The 14693-nt window shown below is 63.7% G+C and carries 13 protein-coding genes and 1 pseudogene; 5 read left to right on the top strand and 9 right to left on the bottom strand.

The annotated features are described in order from the left end of the window. Window positions 1–108: 108 nt before the first annotated feature. Window positions 109–453 (top strand): BON domain-containing protein, encoded by a 345-nt coding sequence (locus tag B0G81_RS08230; protein ID WP_134134327.1) that lies wholly within the window; start codon window positions 109–111, stop codon window positions 451–453. Window positions 454–934: 481 nt separating this feature from the next. After that, window positions 935–1156, top strand: coding sequence for a hypothetical protein (locus tag B0G81_RS08225; protein WP_134134325.1), 222 nt, complete (start codon window positions 935–937; stop codon window positions 1154–1156). A gap of 430 nt (window positions 1157–1586) precedes the next feature. Here the strand turns inward: B0G81_RS08225 and B0G81_RS08220 are convergent. Next, window positions 1587–1775: pseudogene (locus B0G81_RS08220) on the bottom strand (MbcA/ParS/Xre antitoxin family protein); the annotation flags it as partial. Between the two features lie 299 nt (window positions 1776–2074). On the opposite strand from B0G81_RS08220, the gene B0G81_RS08215 reads away from it, so the two are divergent. The 3 genes from B0G81_RS08215 to B0G81_RS08205 all read left to right on the top strand — a co-directional run bounded on the left by B0G81_RS08215 (window position 2075) and on the right by B0G81_RS08205 (window position 5221). Then, window positions 2075–2902 carry a PadR family transcriptional regulator gene (locus B0G81_RS08215; protein ID WP_134134320.1) on the top strand — a complete coding sequence of 276 codons (828 nt, stop codon included), beginning with the start codon at window positions 2075–2077 and terminating at the stop codon, window positions 2900–2902. 96 nt (window positions 2903–2998) lie between these two features. Continuing rightward, window positions 2999–3850, top strand: a complete 852-nt coding sequence (locus tag B0G81_RS08210; protein WP_134134316.1) for a siderophore-interacting protein — start codon at window positions 2999–3001, stop codon at window positions 3848–3850. 114 nt (window positions 3851–3964) lie between these two features. After that, window positions 3965–5221 (top strand): MFS transporter, encoded by a 1257-nt coding sequence (locus B0G81_RS08205; protein ID WP_134134312.1) that lies wholly within the window; start codon window positions 3965–3967, stop codon window positions 5219–5221. Window positions 5222–5272: 51 nt separating this feature from the next. Here B0G81_RS08205 and B0G81_RS08200 read toward each other — a convergent pair whose 3' ends face one another. The 8 genes from B0G81_RS08200 to B0G81_RS08165 form a co-directional block, all read right to left on the bottom strand. Beyond that, window positions 5273–6358: an AI-2E family transporter gene (locus B0G81_RS08200; RefSeq protein ID WP_134134308.1), complete on the bottom strand. Its 1086-nt coding sequence runs from the start codon at window positions 6356–6358 to the stop codon at window positions 5273–5275. A gap of 199 nt (window positions 6359–6557) precedes the next feature. Then, window positions 6558–6800 carry a CsbD family protein gene (locus B0G81_RS08195; RefSeq protein ID WP_116120687.1) on the bottom strand — a complete coding sequence of 81 codons (243 nt, stop codon included), beginning with the start codon at window positions 6798–6800 and terminating at the stop codon, window positions 6558–6560. Between the two features lie 367 nt (window positions 6801–7167). Then, a complete protein-coding gene (locus B0G81_RS08190) occupies window positions 7168–8316 on the bottom strand; it encodes an enoyl-CoA hydratase/isomerase family protein (protein ID WP_134134306.1) in 1149 nt (382 codons plus the stop codon). After that, entirely contained in the window at window positions 8313–9131 is an 819-nt protein-coding gene (locus tag B0G81_RS08185) for an enoyl-CoA hydratase (RefSeq protein WP_134134302.1), read from the bottom strand. The genes B0G81_RS08190 and B0G81_RS08185 overlap by 4 nt, the downstream gene beginning before the upstream one ends. Further along, on the bottom strand, window positions 9128–10042 hold the full coding sequence (gene mmsB, locus B0G81_RS08180; protein WP_106277603.1) for a 3-hydroxyisobutyrate dehydrogenase: 915 nt from the start codon (window positions 10040–10042) through the stop codon (window positions 9128–9130). The genes B0G81_RS08185 and mmsB overlap by 4 nt, the downstream gene beginning before the upstream one ends. 24 nt (window positions 10043–10066) lie before the next feature. Next, on the bottom strand, window positions 10067–11578 hold the full coding sequence (locus B0G81_RS08175; protein WP_134134298.1) for a CoA-acylating methylmalonate-semialdehyde dehydrogenase: 1512 nt from the start codon (window positions 11576–11578) through the stop codon (window positions 10067–10069). Between the two features lie 54 nt (window positions 11579–11632). Continuing rightward, window positions 11633–13324, bottom strand: a complete 1692-nt coding sequence (locus tag B0G81_RS08170) for an AMP-binding protein (protein WP_134134295.1) — start codon at window positions 13322–13324, stop codon at window positions 11633–11635. Window positions 13325–13435: 111 nt separating this feature from the next. Beyond that, on the bottom strand, window positions 13436–14569 hold the full coding sequence (locus B0G81_RS08165) for an acyl-CoA dehydrogenase (RefSeq protein ID WP_134134293.1): 1134 nt from the start codon (window positions 14567–14569) through the stop codon (window positions 13436–13438). Window positions 14570–14693 lie beyond the last annotated feature (124 nt).

Below are 14693 nucleotides of genomic sequence, written 5' to 3'. Positions count from 1 at the left end.
TCGCCACCCTGCGCTATCATGGTGGACTCGACGAGGGCGCACATGTGTACCTCTCGAAGCCAACCCGAACGACGCCAGCTGCTCACGAATCAGGATGTCATAGCCGACATGCGAGACGTGCCACACATCAAAAGCCGGTTGCTGATGGTCGCGGCATTCGCGATCCCCGCGTTCGTGCTCATCAACGGCTGCAAGTCGACAGCGACGCAGGCTGTGACCGCGCCGGCGAAGGTCGCCACTGACGACGCTGCGCTCGCCGCCAAGGTGAAGCAGGCGCTCGTCGCAGACCCAGGGCTGAGATCCTTGCCGATCAGCGTCGCCACGTATCGAGGCGTCGTGCAGTTGTCAGGATACGTGGATGCAGAGGTACAGATTGAGCAAGCGCTTGCCGTGACGCGCGGCGTGGCGGGGGTGCAATCCGTGAGCAACGATCTACACCTCAGGCCGCAATAACGCGCGCTCGCCGGAAAACAGATGACGGACGAGACAGCGATGCCTGGGCTGCGCGCGACCAGCGGTTCCGTCAAAGGAACAGGTGCATCTGCGCCTTGACGGGCATTCCCCTGCGCTCTATCACGTTCGCCGGTTTCGGGCCGATCGTGATCGACCCTGAGCCGCCCTTCAGTTTTCCCCAGAGCAGCCGTTCAACAGTCTGAAACGTTCGGATCAAACATGATGTTCACGCCAGAGTTTTCTACAGCAGACGCCACGGAACATACACTGATCGCCAATCACTATGTTGAGACGCAAGTAGCACTGAACCTCAGCGTTGCGTTCGTTCGGGCGCGTATACTTTTGGTCGACAGCACGTGCCGCTGCCTGATGCAAGATTTGTGGTGTTCTATGACGTCCGCGGACAAAAAGTGGCAGACGATATCGAAGACTGCCTGCAACAGGCGCTTGGAGACGTTGCAGAGGTTCGGGTGAAACGCTCATGAGCTTTCAACTTATCGTTCGCGGTGTGTCTCTGAGCGACGTTGAGCATAGCCTTGGCTTACTCAACGGCAGAGCCGAAGTGTTTCCGATCGACCCTGTGCACGTCGGGATTGCAATCCCGACCCGCTTGTTTGACACCTTCGGCGAATACAAGATTAGAGAAGCACTAAAGCACATGATGGTCTATGACCTTTACTCCGGCGATTGGAGCGGGCAGTAGTCTGCCCTGCACGACGCACACAACCAGGCGACTTAGTCTCGCGTTCTCGCCACTGAGGATCGCTGCGACATTCAGACGGCGGATTGTCGACGATGCTAACCCAAGTCTCGAATGACGGCTCGTGGCCGTCTGTACGCGTTCAGCAACGGAACCTTGATCAGCCATTCCCAGACTCGCACGATGCCACCGGCCGCTTCGTAGCTTGATAGCTCAGTGAGCGCAACCGGGGCGCACCGGTCAGCCGGATGTCGTGGCTAAAGACCGTTTTTTCCGGTTGCGTCCGAAACTGCGCGGCGAAAAGGCTTGATCAGAGAGATGCCCAGCGACAACATACAAGTTATCGCATCGGATGATCGTCGGATTCAGGCGATGTGCGCATGGGCAATCGGGCGACAAGTTCTTCAGTCGCGCCCCCAAGTCCGGCCTTTTGCTATCCGTACCTTTCGTCAATCCGCACCAGCGCTTCCTCAACCCGCCGTGCGTCATGCTCGGTCTTCGCCATTTCGAGCGCATCTCGGCCGGCAAACTGTTTGTGCGACATGACCAGCCACCGGATCGCCTTATCCTGCTCCCGGAAGACGGCTATCGCCTGCGCGACGATTTTCGCGAGACGTGTCGCAAGGAGTAACGTGCCACGGGACTCGTCTTGCTCGCCGAACAGCAGAGGATTCATCTGGTCCACAGTTATCGGCCAACTAATTTCGTTTTCGCCGAGCCGCTGAGGTCAGTCACCGCTCACGTCATTGCGCACTGCACAACGAAATTTCGAAATGCCGCAGACTTTGTTGTCTCTGAACGGCCGTTTTCCGCTTCCCGCAGACTTTGTTGTCTCCCGATAAGACGCAAAAAGAAGTTTGACAAACTATCTTAAGATATATATCTTACGACACATCTTAAGATACAAACGGGAGCACCACCATGCGTCATCACCACCGTTTTTCCCGTCCGCCCATGGCGGACGACCGTTCCCCCTCCGGCCACGAACGCGGCGCGCTCCATGCGTTCTGGCATGTCTTCGGGCACCGCCACGACTACCGCGGTGAACGCCGCGGCGAAGCACGCGGAGACGGCTTCGACCGCCTATCGCTGCACGCCCTGTGGCACGCCATCGGCCGACATCACGAGCATCGCGGCGGCGGGCGCGGCGGACGCTTCGGCGGCGGCCCGGGCGGTTTCGGCGGCGACGGCGACGGCTTTCCGCGCGGCCGCAAATTCAGTTCCGACGACCTGCAACTGCTGCTCCTGTCGATGATCGGCTCGCAGCCGAGCCACGGCTACGAGCTGATCAAGGCGCTCGAAACGCGCTCGAACGGTTTTTACAGCCCGAGCCCCGGCATGGTCTACCCGGCGCTCACGTATCTGGAAGAACTTGGCTACGTGACCGTGCAGCTCGAAGGCAACCGCAAACGCTACGAGCTGTCGGAAACCGGTCGCGAATATCTGGCCGCCAACCGCGACCGCGTCGAACTGATGCTGGCCAAGCTGAACCACATTGCCCGCAAGATGGATTCGGTGCGCCGCGCGTTTGCCGGCGAAGAGCCGGCCGACATCAGCGAAGGCGGTTGGCTGCCCGAGTTGAACGAAGCGCGCCGCGCGCTAAAGCATGCGTTGCTTCGCCGTGACAACGCGCCGGCGGCGGAACAGCGCCGCATCGCTGAAATTCTGCTGCGGGCGGCCAAAGAAATCGAAAGCGAAATCAAGCCGGACCGCGGCGAAAACGGCGACAACGCCGAGCCGGCCGCCTGACCCCTACTGCCCGTTGCTGGCCGCGCTCATGCACGCCGGCAACCCCGCTTGCGCGCGTGAACGCTCGCCCATCGAACGAACAGGAGAAGCACTCTTATGCTGACTAAACGCCATCAGGCCGCGAACCTGACCAACAGCCGGGCCGACCTCGCCGTGCATCGCGTGCGCCATCCGCTGAAATTCCGTCTGCTGCAAGTCAAGAAGGTGCGCGCGCTGACCCCGCATCTGATCCGCGTCACATTCACGGGCGGCGATCTGCACGACTTCGTCTCCGCGTCGTTCGATGACCACATCAAGGTGTTCTTCCCCGAACCCGGCGCGGACAAACCGGTGCTGCCGGAAGCGGGCCCCGACGGTCCGGTGTTTCCCGCCGGCCAGCCGCGTCCGGTTGCGCGCGATTTCACGCCGCGCCGCTTCGATCGCGAGGCGGGCGAACTTGATATCGAGTTCGCGATGCACGAGGCGGGCCCCGCGGCGACGTGGGCCGCCCAAGCCAAGGTGGGCCAGTATCTCGGTATCGGCGGCCCGCGCGGTTCGCTCGTGATACCTAAGGGTTTCGACTGGCATCTGCTGATCGGCGACGATACCGCGTTGCCCGCCATCGCCCGGCGTCTCGAAGAGCTGCCGCCCGGCACGCGCGTCGCGGCGGTGATCGAAGTGGTCGATCCGTCGGCGCGGATCGAATTCACGACGCAAGCCGAGTTGCATCTCGTCTGGCGCTACCGCAGCGAAACGGGCATGCGCGGCGAGGCCCTGCTGCAGGCGGTGCGCGACACCTACTTGCCCGAGGACGGCGAAGGCTACGTGTGGGCAGCCGGCGAATCCGCGACCATGCGTGCGGTGCGCTATCACCTGTGCACGGAACGCGGCGTCGACAAATCACGCATTCGCGCGGCGAGCTACTGGAAACAGGGCGCCGAAGCTGTACACGAAACGCTCGACGATTGAGCGTCGGCCGTTTTGCGTGATCGCATGCGCCTCGAGGCGTGTGCGATCCGGCGGCGGCGCGAACCGCGCGAGCACTTTGCTTTTCAGAAAACAACAACAACAAGGAATCGATCGATGTACTCAATAAGCGCAAAGCACGAACGCCGCCTGCTGTGGCTGCTCGCGCTGACGCAGTTCACCATCATCATGGACTTCATGGTGATGATGCCGCTCGGCCCGCAGATCATGCACGCATTCGCCATCACGCCGGCCGCATTCGCGACGGCCGTGTCGGCGTATTCATGGTGCTCGGGACTGTCGGGACTGTTCGCGGCGACCTATATCGACCGCTTCGACCGGCGCCGTTTGCTGCTGACCATGTATGCGCTGTTCGCGCTGTCGAATCTGGCGTGCGCTCTGGCCAGCAGTTTTCCGCTGCTGCTCGCCGCACGCGCATTCGCCGGCATCACGGGCGGCGTGTTGGGCTCGGTGATCATGGCGATCGTCGGCGACGTGATTCCGGTTCAGCGCCGCGGCGCCGCCACCGGCACGATCATGACGGCGTTTTCGCTCGCGGCGATCGCGGGCGTGCCGGCCGGTGTGCTGCTGGGCGCACACTTCGGCTGGGCCACGCCGTTCTTTCTGCTGGTGGCGCTGTCGCTGCTCGTGTGGACGGCGGGGCAGCAACTGGTGCCGTCGCTGGCGGAGCACTTGAGCCGCCGTCAGCCGCCGCTCGCGGAGGTGCTGCCGGATTTGTGGCGGCTCCTGAGCAACCCGAGGCATCTGAATGCGTTTGCGCTGACCTTCATGATGATGGTCGCACACATGCTGGTGATTCCGTTCATCTCACCGGTGCTGGTCGCCAACCACGGCGTGGCGCCCGAGCAATTGTCATGGCTCTATATGGCAGGCGGCGCGGCGACGTTCTTCACTTCGCGTCGCGTGGGCAAGCTCGCCGACAAGTACGGCACGCGGCGCGTGTTCCGGATCGCGGCGGTGCTCGCGTTTGTGCCGGTGCTGTTCGTCACGCATCTGCCGAATCTGCCGTTCTATGCGCTGGTGATGTTTTTCCCGGTTTTCATGGTGCTGATGTCCGGCCGCATGGTGCCGATGCAAGCGCTGTTGACCACGGTGCCCGAGCCGGCTCGGCGCGGCGCTTTTCTCAGCGCGAACAGCGCGCTTCAGGCATTGGGTACGGGATGCGGCGCGTGGATCGGCGGCCTGATGCTCAGCAGCTCGCCGAGCGGTCAGATCGTGGGGTACGGCACTGTCGGCTGGGCCTCGGTTGCGGTCGCGCTGGCCGGCGTGTTGTGGGTTTCCCGCGTGCGTGGCGCGCAAGCCGATGCGCCCGCGCCGGGCGTGATGCACGGTGAAGCGATCGGCGAAAGTTGACCGCATGTCTCGCGCGGCGTTGTCGTGCAAGGCGCCGCGCGGACCCATGCGTCAGTCGGTTTTGCCGGTCAACGCGCGGCGCGCGGCTTCGCCTTCATCGTGTGAAGCTGCATAGAACACGCGCGCCCGTCCGATGATGATTTTCAGCATGGCAATCACCGGCACGGCCAGGAAAATCCCCGCCACGCCGCCCAACTGATCGCCGGCAAGCAAGCCGACGATGACGAGAAACGGACTGACCTCCACGCCTTCGCTCATCAGATACGGATTGAGCACGTAGTCCTGAAACAGCCGGTACAGCGCGATAAAAATCAGCAGCCAGAGCAGATGCGGATAGCCGCTGAACACGGCCACGATCAACGTGATGGCCACCGCGGCGAGCGGCCCGGCAAACGGCACGAACTCCAGCAAACCGGCGCTCACCGCCAGCAGAAACGCATAAGGCACGCCGAGCAGCGAGAACGCCACGCCATAGCAGATCAGCGTGGCCAGCGACAGAAACAGCAACGCGCGCACGTACTTCGACAACAGCACGTTCAGATCCGTCACGATCTCGGCCCACAACGTGCGATGCCGGTCGTTCAGCAGATCGAGAAAGTCCTCGCGCATCTGCGGACCTTCCTTGATCAACAGGAAGCTCAGAATCGGTATCAGCACGAGATAGATCAGATTGCTGGCCGCGTGCATCACGCCGAGGCCGACGCTGCGCGCCATCGGCACGGCTTTGTCGGAACCCGTCTCGATCTGGCCGCGCACGAAATCGACGATCCGCTCGCGCAGCGGCTCCAGAAAATGCGGCAACGGAATGCGGTTGGGCACATCGGACTTCATCAACTGAGGCAGTTGCGCGAGCAGGTGCGTCGCTTCGTCCTGCAACTGCACGCCGAAGATCGACCCGACCACCGCGATCAACGCGACCACCACCACGAACACCAGCGCGATCGACGCTACCCGCGGCATACGACGCGGCCGGATGCGCTCGACGAGATCCACCATCGGATAGATCAGATAGCTGAAGAAGACCGCGAACACCACCACCAGCACGGTGGAGGACGCCATATAAATGCAGAAAAACAGCAACGCGATCAGCAGCGCGGTCCAGACCTGTCTAGCCGTGCGAACATCGAATCCCAGCATGAACCTTCCTCGAATAGACGATGTGATCCGGCGCATCGCACGCGCCGGGAACATCGGACAGGCATCGCAGACACGGGGCGCCTTGGTGAGCCAAGGCGCCCGTGCAATGAAATGAAAGCAGCGTAAAACGCAGGGCAGAAATATCGCGCCGGCGCCCGGCGCGCTCAACAAACGCACCGGGCGCCGACGCGCGACATAATCAGATCAGCTTGCCGAGCAGGAAGCCGACGCCGACCGCGATCAGCAGCGCACCAATCGGATTGTTGCGCGTTGTTTCGGCAACCTGGTCGACACTCTCGCCGTATTTCGCCTGTGCCTTGCCGGCGAACTGCCGGACCTTGCCTTCGGCCTGCAGTTCCGCGTCTCCGGTCAGGCCGCCGACAGCGTCCTGCACCTTGCCCGCAGCATCCTTCACCGTACCTTCGAACTGATTTGAATTCATCGATATTCTCCTTTTGAACGGGTCAACGAGCCATTGCCGACGGGAGCCGGTGCTCGATCCTGCGTACCGTCAATGCTGTTACCACTTCACGCGATCCCGTACACCAGCATGGTTCGTTCCCGGCCGCCGTTCGCTCGCTATAAAAGCCGCGCGAATACAGCAAACAGGCCGACTCGAGGCTTCGAGGCTGCAAGGTTTTTACGGCGCGGCGCGCCGCCGGGTATGGGATAGAAATGATCTACGGCAATGCATGCCGTTCCGTCTGCGAGCGCAGGACGTTGTCGTCGGCGGGCGGCATGGCGCCCAGTTGGTCGGGTTGTGTACGGGGAGCGGGCGCAGCGCCCGTCCCGTTTAGCGCAATGCCACTTCAGCCCTGCTCCGCGCCCAAAGCGGCCAGCGGATGCGCGTCGCTCTTCCACGGCGAAGCAAGAAAATGCCTGACCCGCTCCGGCCGCACCTCGGCGAGCGTGGCGGGCGCCCAACGGGCTTTGCGATCCTTGTCGATCAACTGGGCTCGCACGCCTTCGCAGAAGTCGCCCTCCTCGATCACGCGTTTGACAATGCCCAACTCCATGCGGAAGCACTCCGTCAGGGTCATTTGCCGGCCGCGCAAAAGCGCCTCACGCGTGACGTAGAGCATGGTGGGCGAATGACCGGTCAACGCGTCGTAGGTGGACTGCAACCACTGCTTCACCTCGCGCGGCGGCTCACGCAGCAAATCGTGCCGCACCGTCGCGACCATCCGGTCGATGCTCGAACGCCGATCGAAATGCCGCAAGATCAGTTGGGTGAACGCCGCCAGCGGCGCGTGCGGAACGATATTGCACGGCGGCTCGAACACGCCGCGCAAGGCGGCCATCAGATCGCCGTCGAGCGGCATGCGCTGTAGACGCTCCTCGAAACTGGCGAGCCATTCAGCCGGCACGCACAGATCGGCCAGTTGCAGACGCAACGCGTCAGCGCCGGACAAGGTCGCGCCGGTCAGCCCGACATACAACTCGAGCTCCGCCGGCATCACGCTCAGAAAACGCGTCGAGCCGACGTCCGGCAGAAAGCCGATGCGCGTCTCCGGCATGGCGATCTTGCTGCGCTCGGTCACGATGCGCAACCGCGCCCCCTGGCCGAGCCCCATGCCGCCGCCCATCGCAATGCCGTCGAGCAACGCGACCACCGGCTTTGGAAACGTGTGCAGCGCATAGTCGAGCCGGTATTCGTCGACGAAGAATGCGAGCCAGCGGCTGTCACCGTTCTTCGCGAGCCGCTGCACTTCGCGGACATCGCCGCCGGCGCAGAAGCCCTTGGCGCCAGCGCCTTTCAGCACGAGCGCAACGATGCCCTCATCGGTGCGGCAATGTTCGACCAGCACGGCGAGTTCGCGCACCATCGCGTGCGAAAGCGCATTGAGCGCGGCCGGCCGGTTCAACGTGATGATCGCCACGCGGTTCACCACGCGAAACAGAATCTCGCGCTCCGCTTCGTAGCTCGCATCGTGCGCGACGCTTTGCAAGGCGCTCATTGACGCGTCTCCGGTTGCGAGGCATCACCCTGCTCAGCCTGCGTTACCTGCCAGCGCGGCGTGCGCTTTTCGAGGAATGCATTGACACCTTCGCGCTGATCGGCGCCGTCGAACAGATCGACGAAACGCTCGCGCTCAAGCGCCAGCGCGGCCGCGCGCGGCACGCCGTTGCGGCCCTGATGAATCAGCGTCTTGCTGAAGCCGACCGCTTGCGGGCTCAAATTGGCGACACGCGCCGCCATGGCCAGCGCCGCCTCGCGCGCCGCGCCCTTCTCCACTACTTCTTCGACCAGACCGATGCGCAACGCCGTCGCCGCATCGACGCGCTCGCCGGTCAGAATCATCCGCTTGGCCCAGCCTTCGCCGACCAGCCACGGCAGCGTCTGAGTGCCGCAACCGCAGGGCAGCAAACCGACCGCGGTCTCGGGCAACGCCAGCAACGCATGCTGTTCCGCAATGCGGATATCGCAGGCCAGCGCGCATTCGAGCCCGCCGCCCATTGCATAGCCGTTGATCGCCGCGATTACCACGGGCCGCGCATTCTGCAAGGTTTCGAACGCCGCGCCGAAGCGCGCCGCCGCCGTGCGCGCGACTTCGCGGTTGCCGTCGGCGAAGGTGTTCAGGTCGGCGCCCGCGCTGAAGAACTTCGGGCCGTCGCCGGTGATCACGATGGCGCGCACGCGCGCCTCGCCGTTCAGGCGCTCGACGGTCTGCTGCAATTGCAGCAAGCCTTCGGGCGTAAACGCGTTGGCCGGCGGCCGCTTGAGCGTCAGTTGCGCGACGGCGCCGTCATGCGCGTAGTCGAGTTCGATCATGCCGCGCCTCCGTCCTTGCCGCCCTGGCCGTCCTGACGATACAACTTGATGACCGCGGAAAAGTCGAGACGTCCCGCGCCTTTCGTGCTCATCGTCTGATAAAGCTGTTGCGCCAGCGCCCCGAGATAGACCGGTTGACGTGCGGTTTTCGCGGCGTCGGTGGCGAGGCCGAGGTCTTTGAGCATGAGATCCGTGCCGAAGCCGCCCGTGTAACCGCGCGTGGACGGCGCTGTCTCGATCACGCCGGGCATCGGGTTGTAGGTGTCCGAACTCCAGCACCGTCCCGTCGACGTATTGATGATGCCGCCCAGCACTTTCGCGTCGATACCGAGCGCTTCACCGAGCGACATGGCTTCGGCGACGCCCGCCATCGTGATGCCGAGCACGAGGTTGTTGCAGATCTTCGCGACCTGGCCCGTGCCGGTGTCGCCGCAATGCACGATGTTCTTGCCCATCGCCGAAAGCACCGGCTTGACCTGCTCATACGCGCTCGCGCTGCCGCCGACCATGAAAGTCAGCGTGCCCGCCGCCGCGCCGCCGGTGCCGCCTGAAACCGGCGCATCGACGAAGGTGTTGCCGTTCTGCTGCGCGAGTTCGGCGAACGCCTTGACGCTCGCGGGATCGATCGTGCTCGAATCGATGATCGTCACGCCCTTCGCGATACCGGCGAAGATGCCGTCGTCCGCGCTCAGCACGCTGCGCACATGCGCGGCGGCGGGCAGCATGGTGATCACGCATTCCACGTCGGTTACCGCGGCCTTCGGCGAGCCGGCCGCTTTCGCGCCCGCATCGACGAGCGCCTGCACGGCTTGCGCGTTGAGGTCGAATACGTTGACCGCGTGACCCGCCTTGAGCAGATTGTGCGCCATCGGCGCACCCATGTTGCCGAGTCCGATAAAGCCTATTTTCATCATGTCTCCCGTGGACCCTTGAACTCAGCGCAGGCTGATGGTCGTGTTGACGCCGTCGTTGACGGTGTCGTCGTCGAACCAGCGAGCGGTGACGGTCTTGGTCTGCGTGTAGAACTGCACGACCTGTTTGCCATAGGGGCCGAGGTCGCCGAGCTTCGAGCCGCGCGAGCCGGTGAAGCTGAAGGACGGCACCGGCACGGGAATCGGAATGTTGATGCCGACCTGGCCGATATCGATCTCGCTCTGGAATTTGCGCGCCGCCGCGCCGCTCTGCGTGAAGAGCCCGACGCCGTTGCCGAACGGATTGCGGTTGACCAGCGCGATTGCGTCATCGAGCGTCGCTGCGTTCAGCACCACCAGCACCGGACCGAAAATCTCCTGGCGATAGATTTCCATCTCGGTGGTGACGTCGGTAAAGACCGTTGGCCCGATGAAGTTGCCTTGCTCGTAGCCGGGCACTTTAATGTCGCGGCCGTCGAGCGCGAGGGTCGCGCCTTCTTTCACGCCGGTCTCGATCAGTCCGAGAATGCGCTGCTTCGCCGCGCGCGAAACCACCGGGCCAATGTCCGTGTTCGGTTCGTTGCCCGCATTGACCTTCAGCGTCCTGGCCTTGGCGACCAGGTCCGGCAGCCATTGCTGCGCGGCACCCACCAGCACGACCACCGAGGTCGCCATGCAGCGCTGCCCCGCTGCGCCGAAACCCGCACCAGCCAGCGCGTTCAACGTCTGCTCGCGGTTCGCATCGGGCAGCACGACGGCGTGGTTTTTCGCGCCCATCATCGATTGCACGCGCTTGCCGTGCTCGCTGCCGAGGCGGTACACATGCGTACCGACCGCCGTCGAGCCGACGAACGAAATGGCCTTCACGAGTTCGTGCGTGCAGAGCGCGTCGACCACCTCCTTGCCGCCGTGCACGACATTCAACACCCCCTTCGGCACGCCGGCCTCGAGCGCGAGTTCGACCAGTTGCATGGTCGAAAGCGGGTCTTGCTCGGAAGGCTTCAGCACGAACGTATTGCCGCACACGATCGCCATCGGGAACATCCACAGCGGGATCATCGCCGGGAAGTTGAACGGTGTGATGCCGGCGCATACGCCGATCGGCTGGCGCAGCGTGTACGTATCGACGCCGCCGGCGACGTTCTCCGCGAACTCGCCCTGCTGCAAGGTGCCGATCGAGCATGCATGCTCGACCACTTCGAGGCCGCGGAAGATATCGCCTTCGGCATCGGGAATCGTCTTGCCCTGTTCCGCGCTCAAGGTCTTCGCGATACGCGGCGAATGCTCGCGAATCAGCGCCTGGTACTTCAGCATGATGCGCATGCGCGCGCCGATCGGCGTGTCCTTCCAGGTCCTGAACGCGGCGTGGGCGCAACGGATGCCTTCGTTCACTTCATCGGCGGTGGCGAACGGTACGCGCGCCAGCACTTCTTGCGTGGCGGGATTGACGATGTCGCGCCATTCGGCGGTCTTCGATTCGACGAACTCGCCGTTGATCAGCAACTTGACGGTGGCAACGGCTGCATTTGCGCTCATGCTGGAACTCCTCTGCAATGGCCGCGAGGCGGCCGGACAGTGATTGGATAAATATCAACGCAGATCGGGGAAATCTTCCTCCCAATACTCATCGGGCAAACGCGCGGGTTCGGCCTCGCGCTCCATTTCGCGGCGTCGCAATTCGACGCGGCGAATCTTGCCGGAGATGGTCTTGGGCAGTTCGCTGAACTGCAGGCGGCGAATCCGCTTGTACGGTGCGAGCTTTTCGCGCGAGAACGCGAACACGGCGCGCGCGAGTTCGGGGCCGGCTTCATAGCCCTGACGCACGGTGACGAATGCTTTGGGCACCGACAGACGCAGCGCGTCGGCGCTCGGCACCACGGCGGCCTCGCCGATCGCCTCGTGCTCGATCAGCACGCTTTCGAGTTCGAACGGACTGAGGCGGTAATCGGACGATTTGAAAACGTCGTCGGCGCGGCCGACGTAGACGTAGTAGCCGTCGTCACGGCGCAGCGCGACGTCGGACGTGCGATAGAAGCCGTTGCGCATGGCTTGCGCGGTGGCGTTGGCGTTGTTCGCGTAGCCGGTCATCAGACCGAGCGGCCGTTGCGCAAGCGGCAGCGCAATTTCGCCTTCGGTGACGGGCTGGTCGTCGGCATCGATGAGCTCGATGGTGTAGCCCGGCAGCGGACGTCCCATCGAACCCGCGACGACCGGCTGGCCCGGCGAATTGCCAATCTGGCAGGTCGTCTCGGTCTGGCCGTAGCCGTCGCGGATCGTAATGTCCCACGCGTGCTTCACGCGCTCGATGACCTCGGGATTCAACGGCTCGCCGGCGCCGACAATCTCGCGCAGCTTGACCGGATAGTCGCTCAGATGCTCCTGCACCAGCATGCGCCAGACAGTGGGCGGCGCGCACAGCGTGGTGATGTTGAAACGCACCAGCGCGTTCAACGTGTCTTTCGGCACGAAGCGTGGGAAGTTGAAAACGAACACGCAGGCCTGCGCATTCCACGGCGCGAAGAAGCAGCTCCACGCGTGCTTGGCCCAGCCCGGCGAGCTGATATTCCAATGGATGTCGTTCGGTTGCAGGCCGATCCAGTACATCGTCGACAGATGGCCGACCGGATAGCTCTGATGCGTATGTTCGACCAGCTTGGGCTTGGAGGTGGTGCCCGAGGTGAAGTACAGCAGCATCGGGTCGGTGGCCAGCGTGACGCCTTCGGGTGTGAATTGCGGCGATGCGTCATAGGCCGCGGCCAGGTCGATCCAGCCGTCGCGCGGCGTGCCCACCGAGAGGCGCGTGAGCGGCGCTTCGAGCGCATCGAATTTGGCCAGTTCCGCGCTATCCACCACCGCGAAATTCGCGCCGCCGATCTGCACGCGATCGCGCACGTCGTCGGCGGAAAGCTGGGTGGTGGCCGGCAGTACGATCGCGCCGAGCTTCATGGCCGCGAGCATCACGTCCCACAGTTCGACGCGGTTCGGCAGCATCAGCAACAGGCGGTCGCCGCGGCCCACGCCCACGCCGCGCAGGAAATTCGCCATGCGCGCCGAGCGCTCCGACATCTGCGCGTAGGACAGGCGCAAGCCGTCGGTGGCGGGATCGTCGACGATCCATAGCGCTGGGTTGTCGTTATCGCGCGCGATCACGTCGAAGTAGTCGAGCGCCCAGTTGAACTCGCCTAGTGCCGGCCACGCGAATTCGCGGTATGCACGGTCGTAGTCGGTTCGATGGCGCAATAACAGGTCACGCGCGTCGAAAAAGGCCTTCGCTGCAGTCATCGTCGTCTCCAGTTGGCGCGGTCTATCCGCTTTGCTTTTTTGTCCCGCTGCTGCACTGCTTTCTATCCGGCGGCCAGGCTATTTTGCGCTCAAATGCCGCTTCGTTTGCATTTACACATGCCGCGCGATCAGCATGCGTTGCACCTCGCTGGTCCCTTCGTAAATCTGCGTGATGCGCGCATCGCGATAATGGCGCTCCACGGCGTAGTCCTCCAGATAACCATAGCCGCCGTGAATCTGGATCGCGTTCGAGCAGATTTCCTCGGCCAGTTCCGACGCGAACAGCTTGGCCTGCGAAGCCTCCGACAAACATGGCTTGCCCGCCGTGCGCAGCCGCGCCGCGTGATGCACCAGCAGGCGCGCTGCATTCAAACGCGTGGCCATGTCGGCGAGCATGTTGGCGATGGTCTGATGCTCCTTCAACGCCTTGCCGAACTGAATGCGTTCGTTCGCATAGAGACGCGCGGCATCGAACGCGGCGCGCGCGATCCCGATCGCCTGCGCGGCAATGCCGATGCGCCCGCCTTCGAGATTCGACAGCGCGATGCGCAGGCCCTCGCCCGGTTCGCCGAGCAGATTGGCTTGCGGCACGGCGCAGTCGTCGAGCGAAATCGGACAGGTGTCCGAAGCGCGAATGCCGAGCTTATGCTCCGGCTTGCCGACGTTGAAGCCCGGCGTATCGGTCGGCACGATGAAGGCCGACAGACCGCGCTTGCCATGGTCGGGATCGGTCACAGCGAAGACGATCGCGAGGTCGGCGCGCGAGCCGTTGGTCACGAACTGCTTGCTGCCGTTGAGAATCCACTTGCCGTCGCGCAGCACGGCGCGGCTGCGCAGGTTGTTCGCCTCGGAACCGGCCTGCGGTTCGGTCAGGCAGAACGCGCCGATCCGGCGACCGGTCGCGAGGTCCTGCAAGTAACGGTCTTTTTGCGCGTCGGTGCCGAAGTTGAGGATCGGCCCGCAGCCGACCGAGTTATGCACGCTCATCAGCGTGGCGCAGGCGGCGCAGCCCGCGGCGATCTCTTCGAGCGCAAGCGCATAGGCCACGTAGTCCGTGTAGGAGCCGCCCCATTCGGCCGGCACGATCATGCCGAGAAAGCCGAGTTCGCCCATCTGCCTGACGACCTCGGCGGGCAGTTGCGCGTCGCGGTCCCATTGGCCCGCGTGCGGCGCGAGCTGTTCGGTGGCGAAGTCGCGAGCCGCGTCGCGGATCATCCGTTGTTCGTCGGTGTAGAAGCTGTCCATGGCGCTCGGTCCTGTGCTGTGCGTTTGATCGCGGCGGGTTCGCCGCCTCACGTTCGTGTCTGTGAGGCCAAGCGGAGCGCGATCGATTGAGGCCCAGTGTAGGCAAGCCGACGGGCAGGTTCGA

It is taken from the genome of Paraburkholderia sp. BL6665CI2N2 (genome assembly GCF_004366535.1).
GTDB lineage: Bacteria > Pseudomonadota > Gammaproteobacteria > Burkholderiales > Burkholderiaceae > Paraburkholderia.
This window is presented reverse-complemented; position numbering and strand designations above follow the sequence as displayed.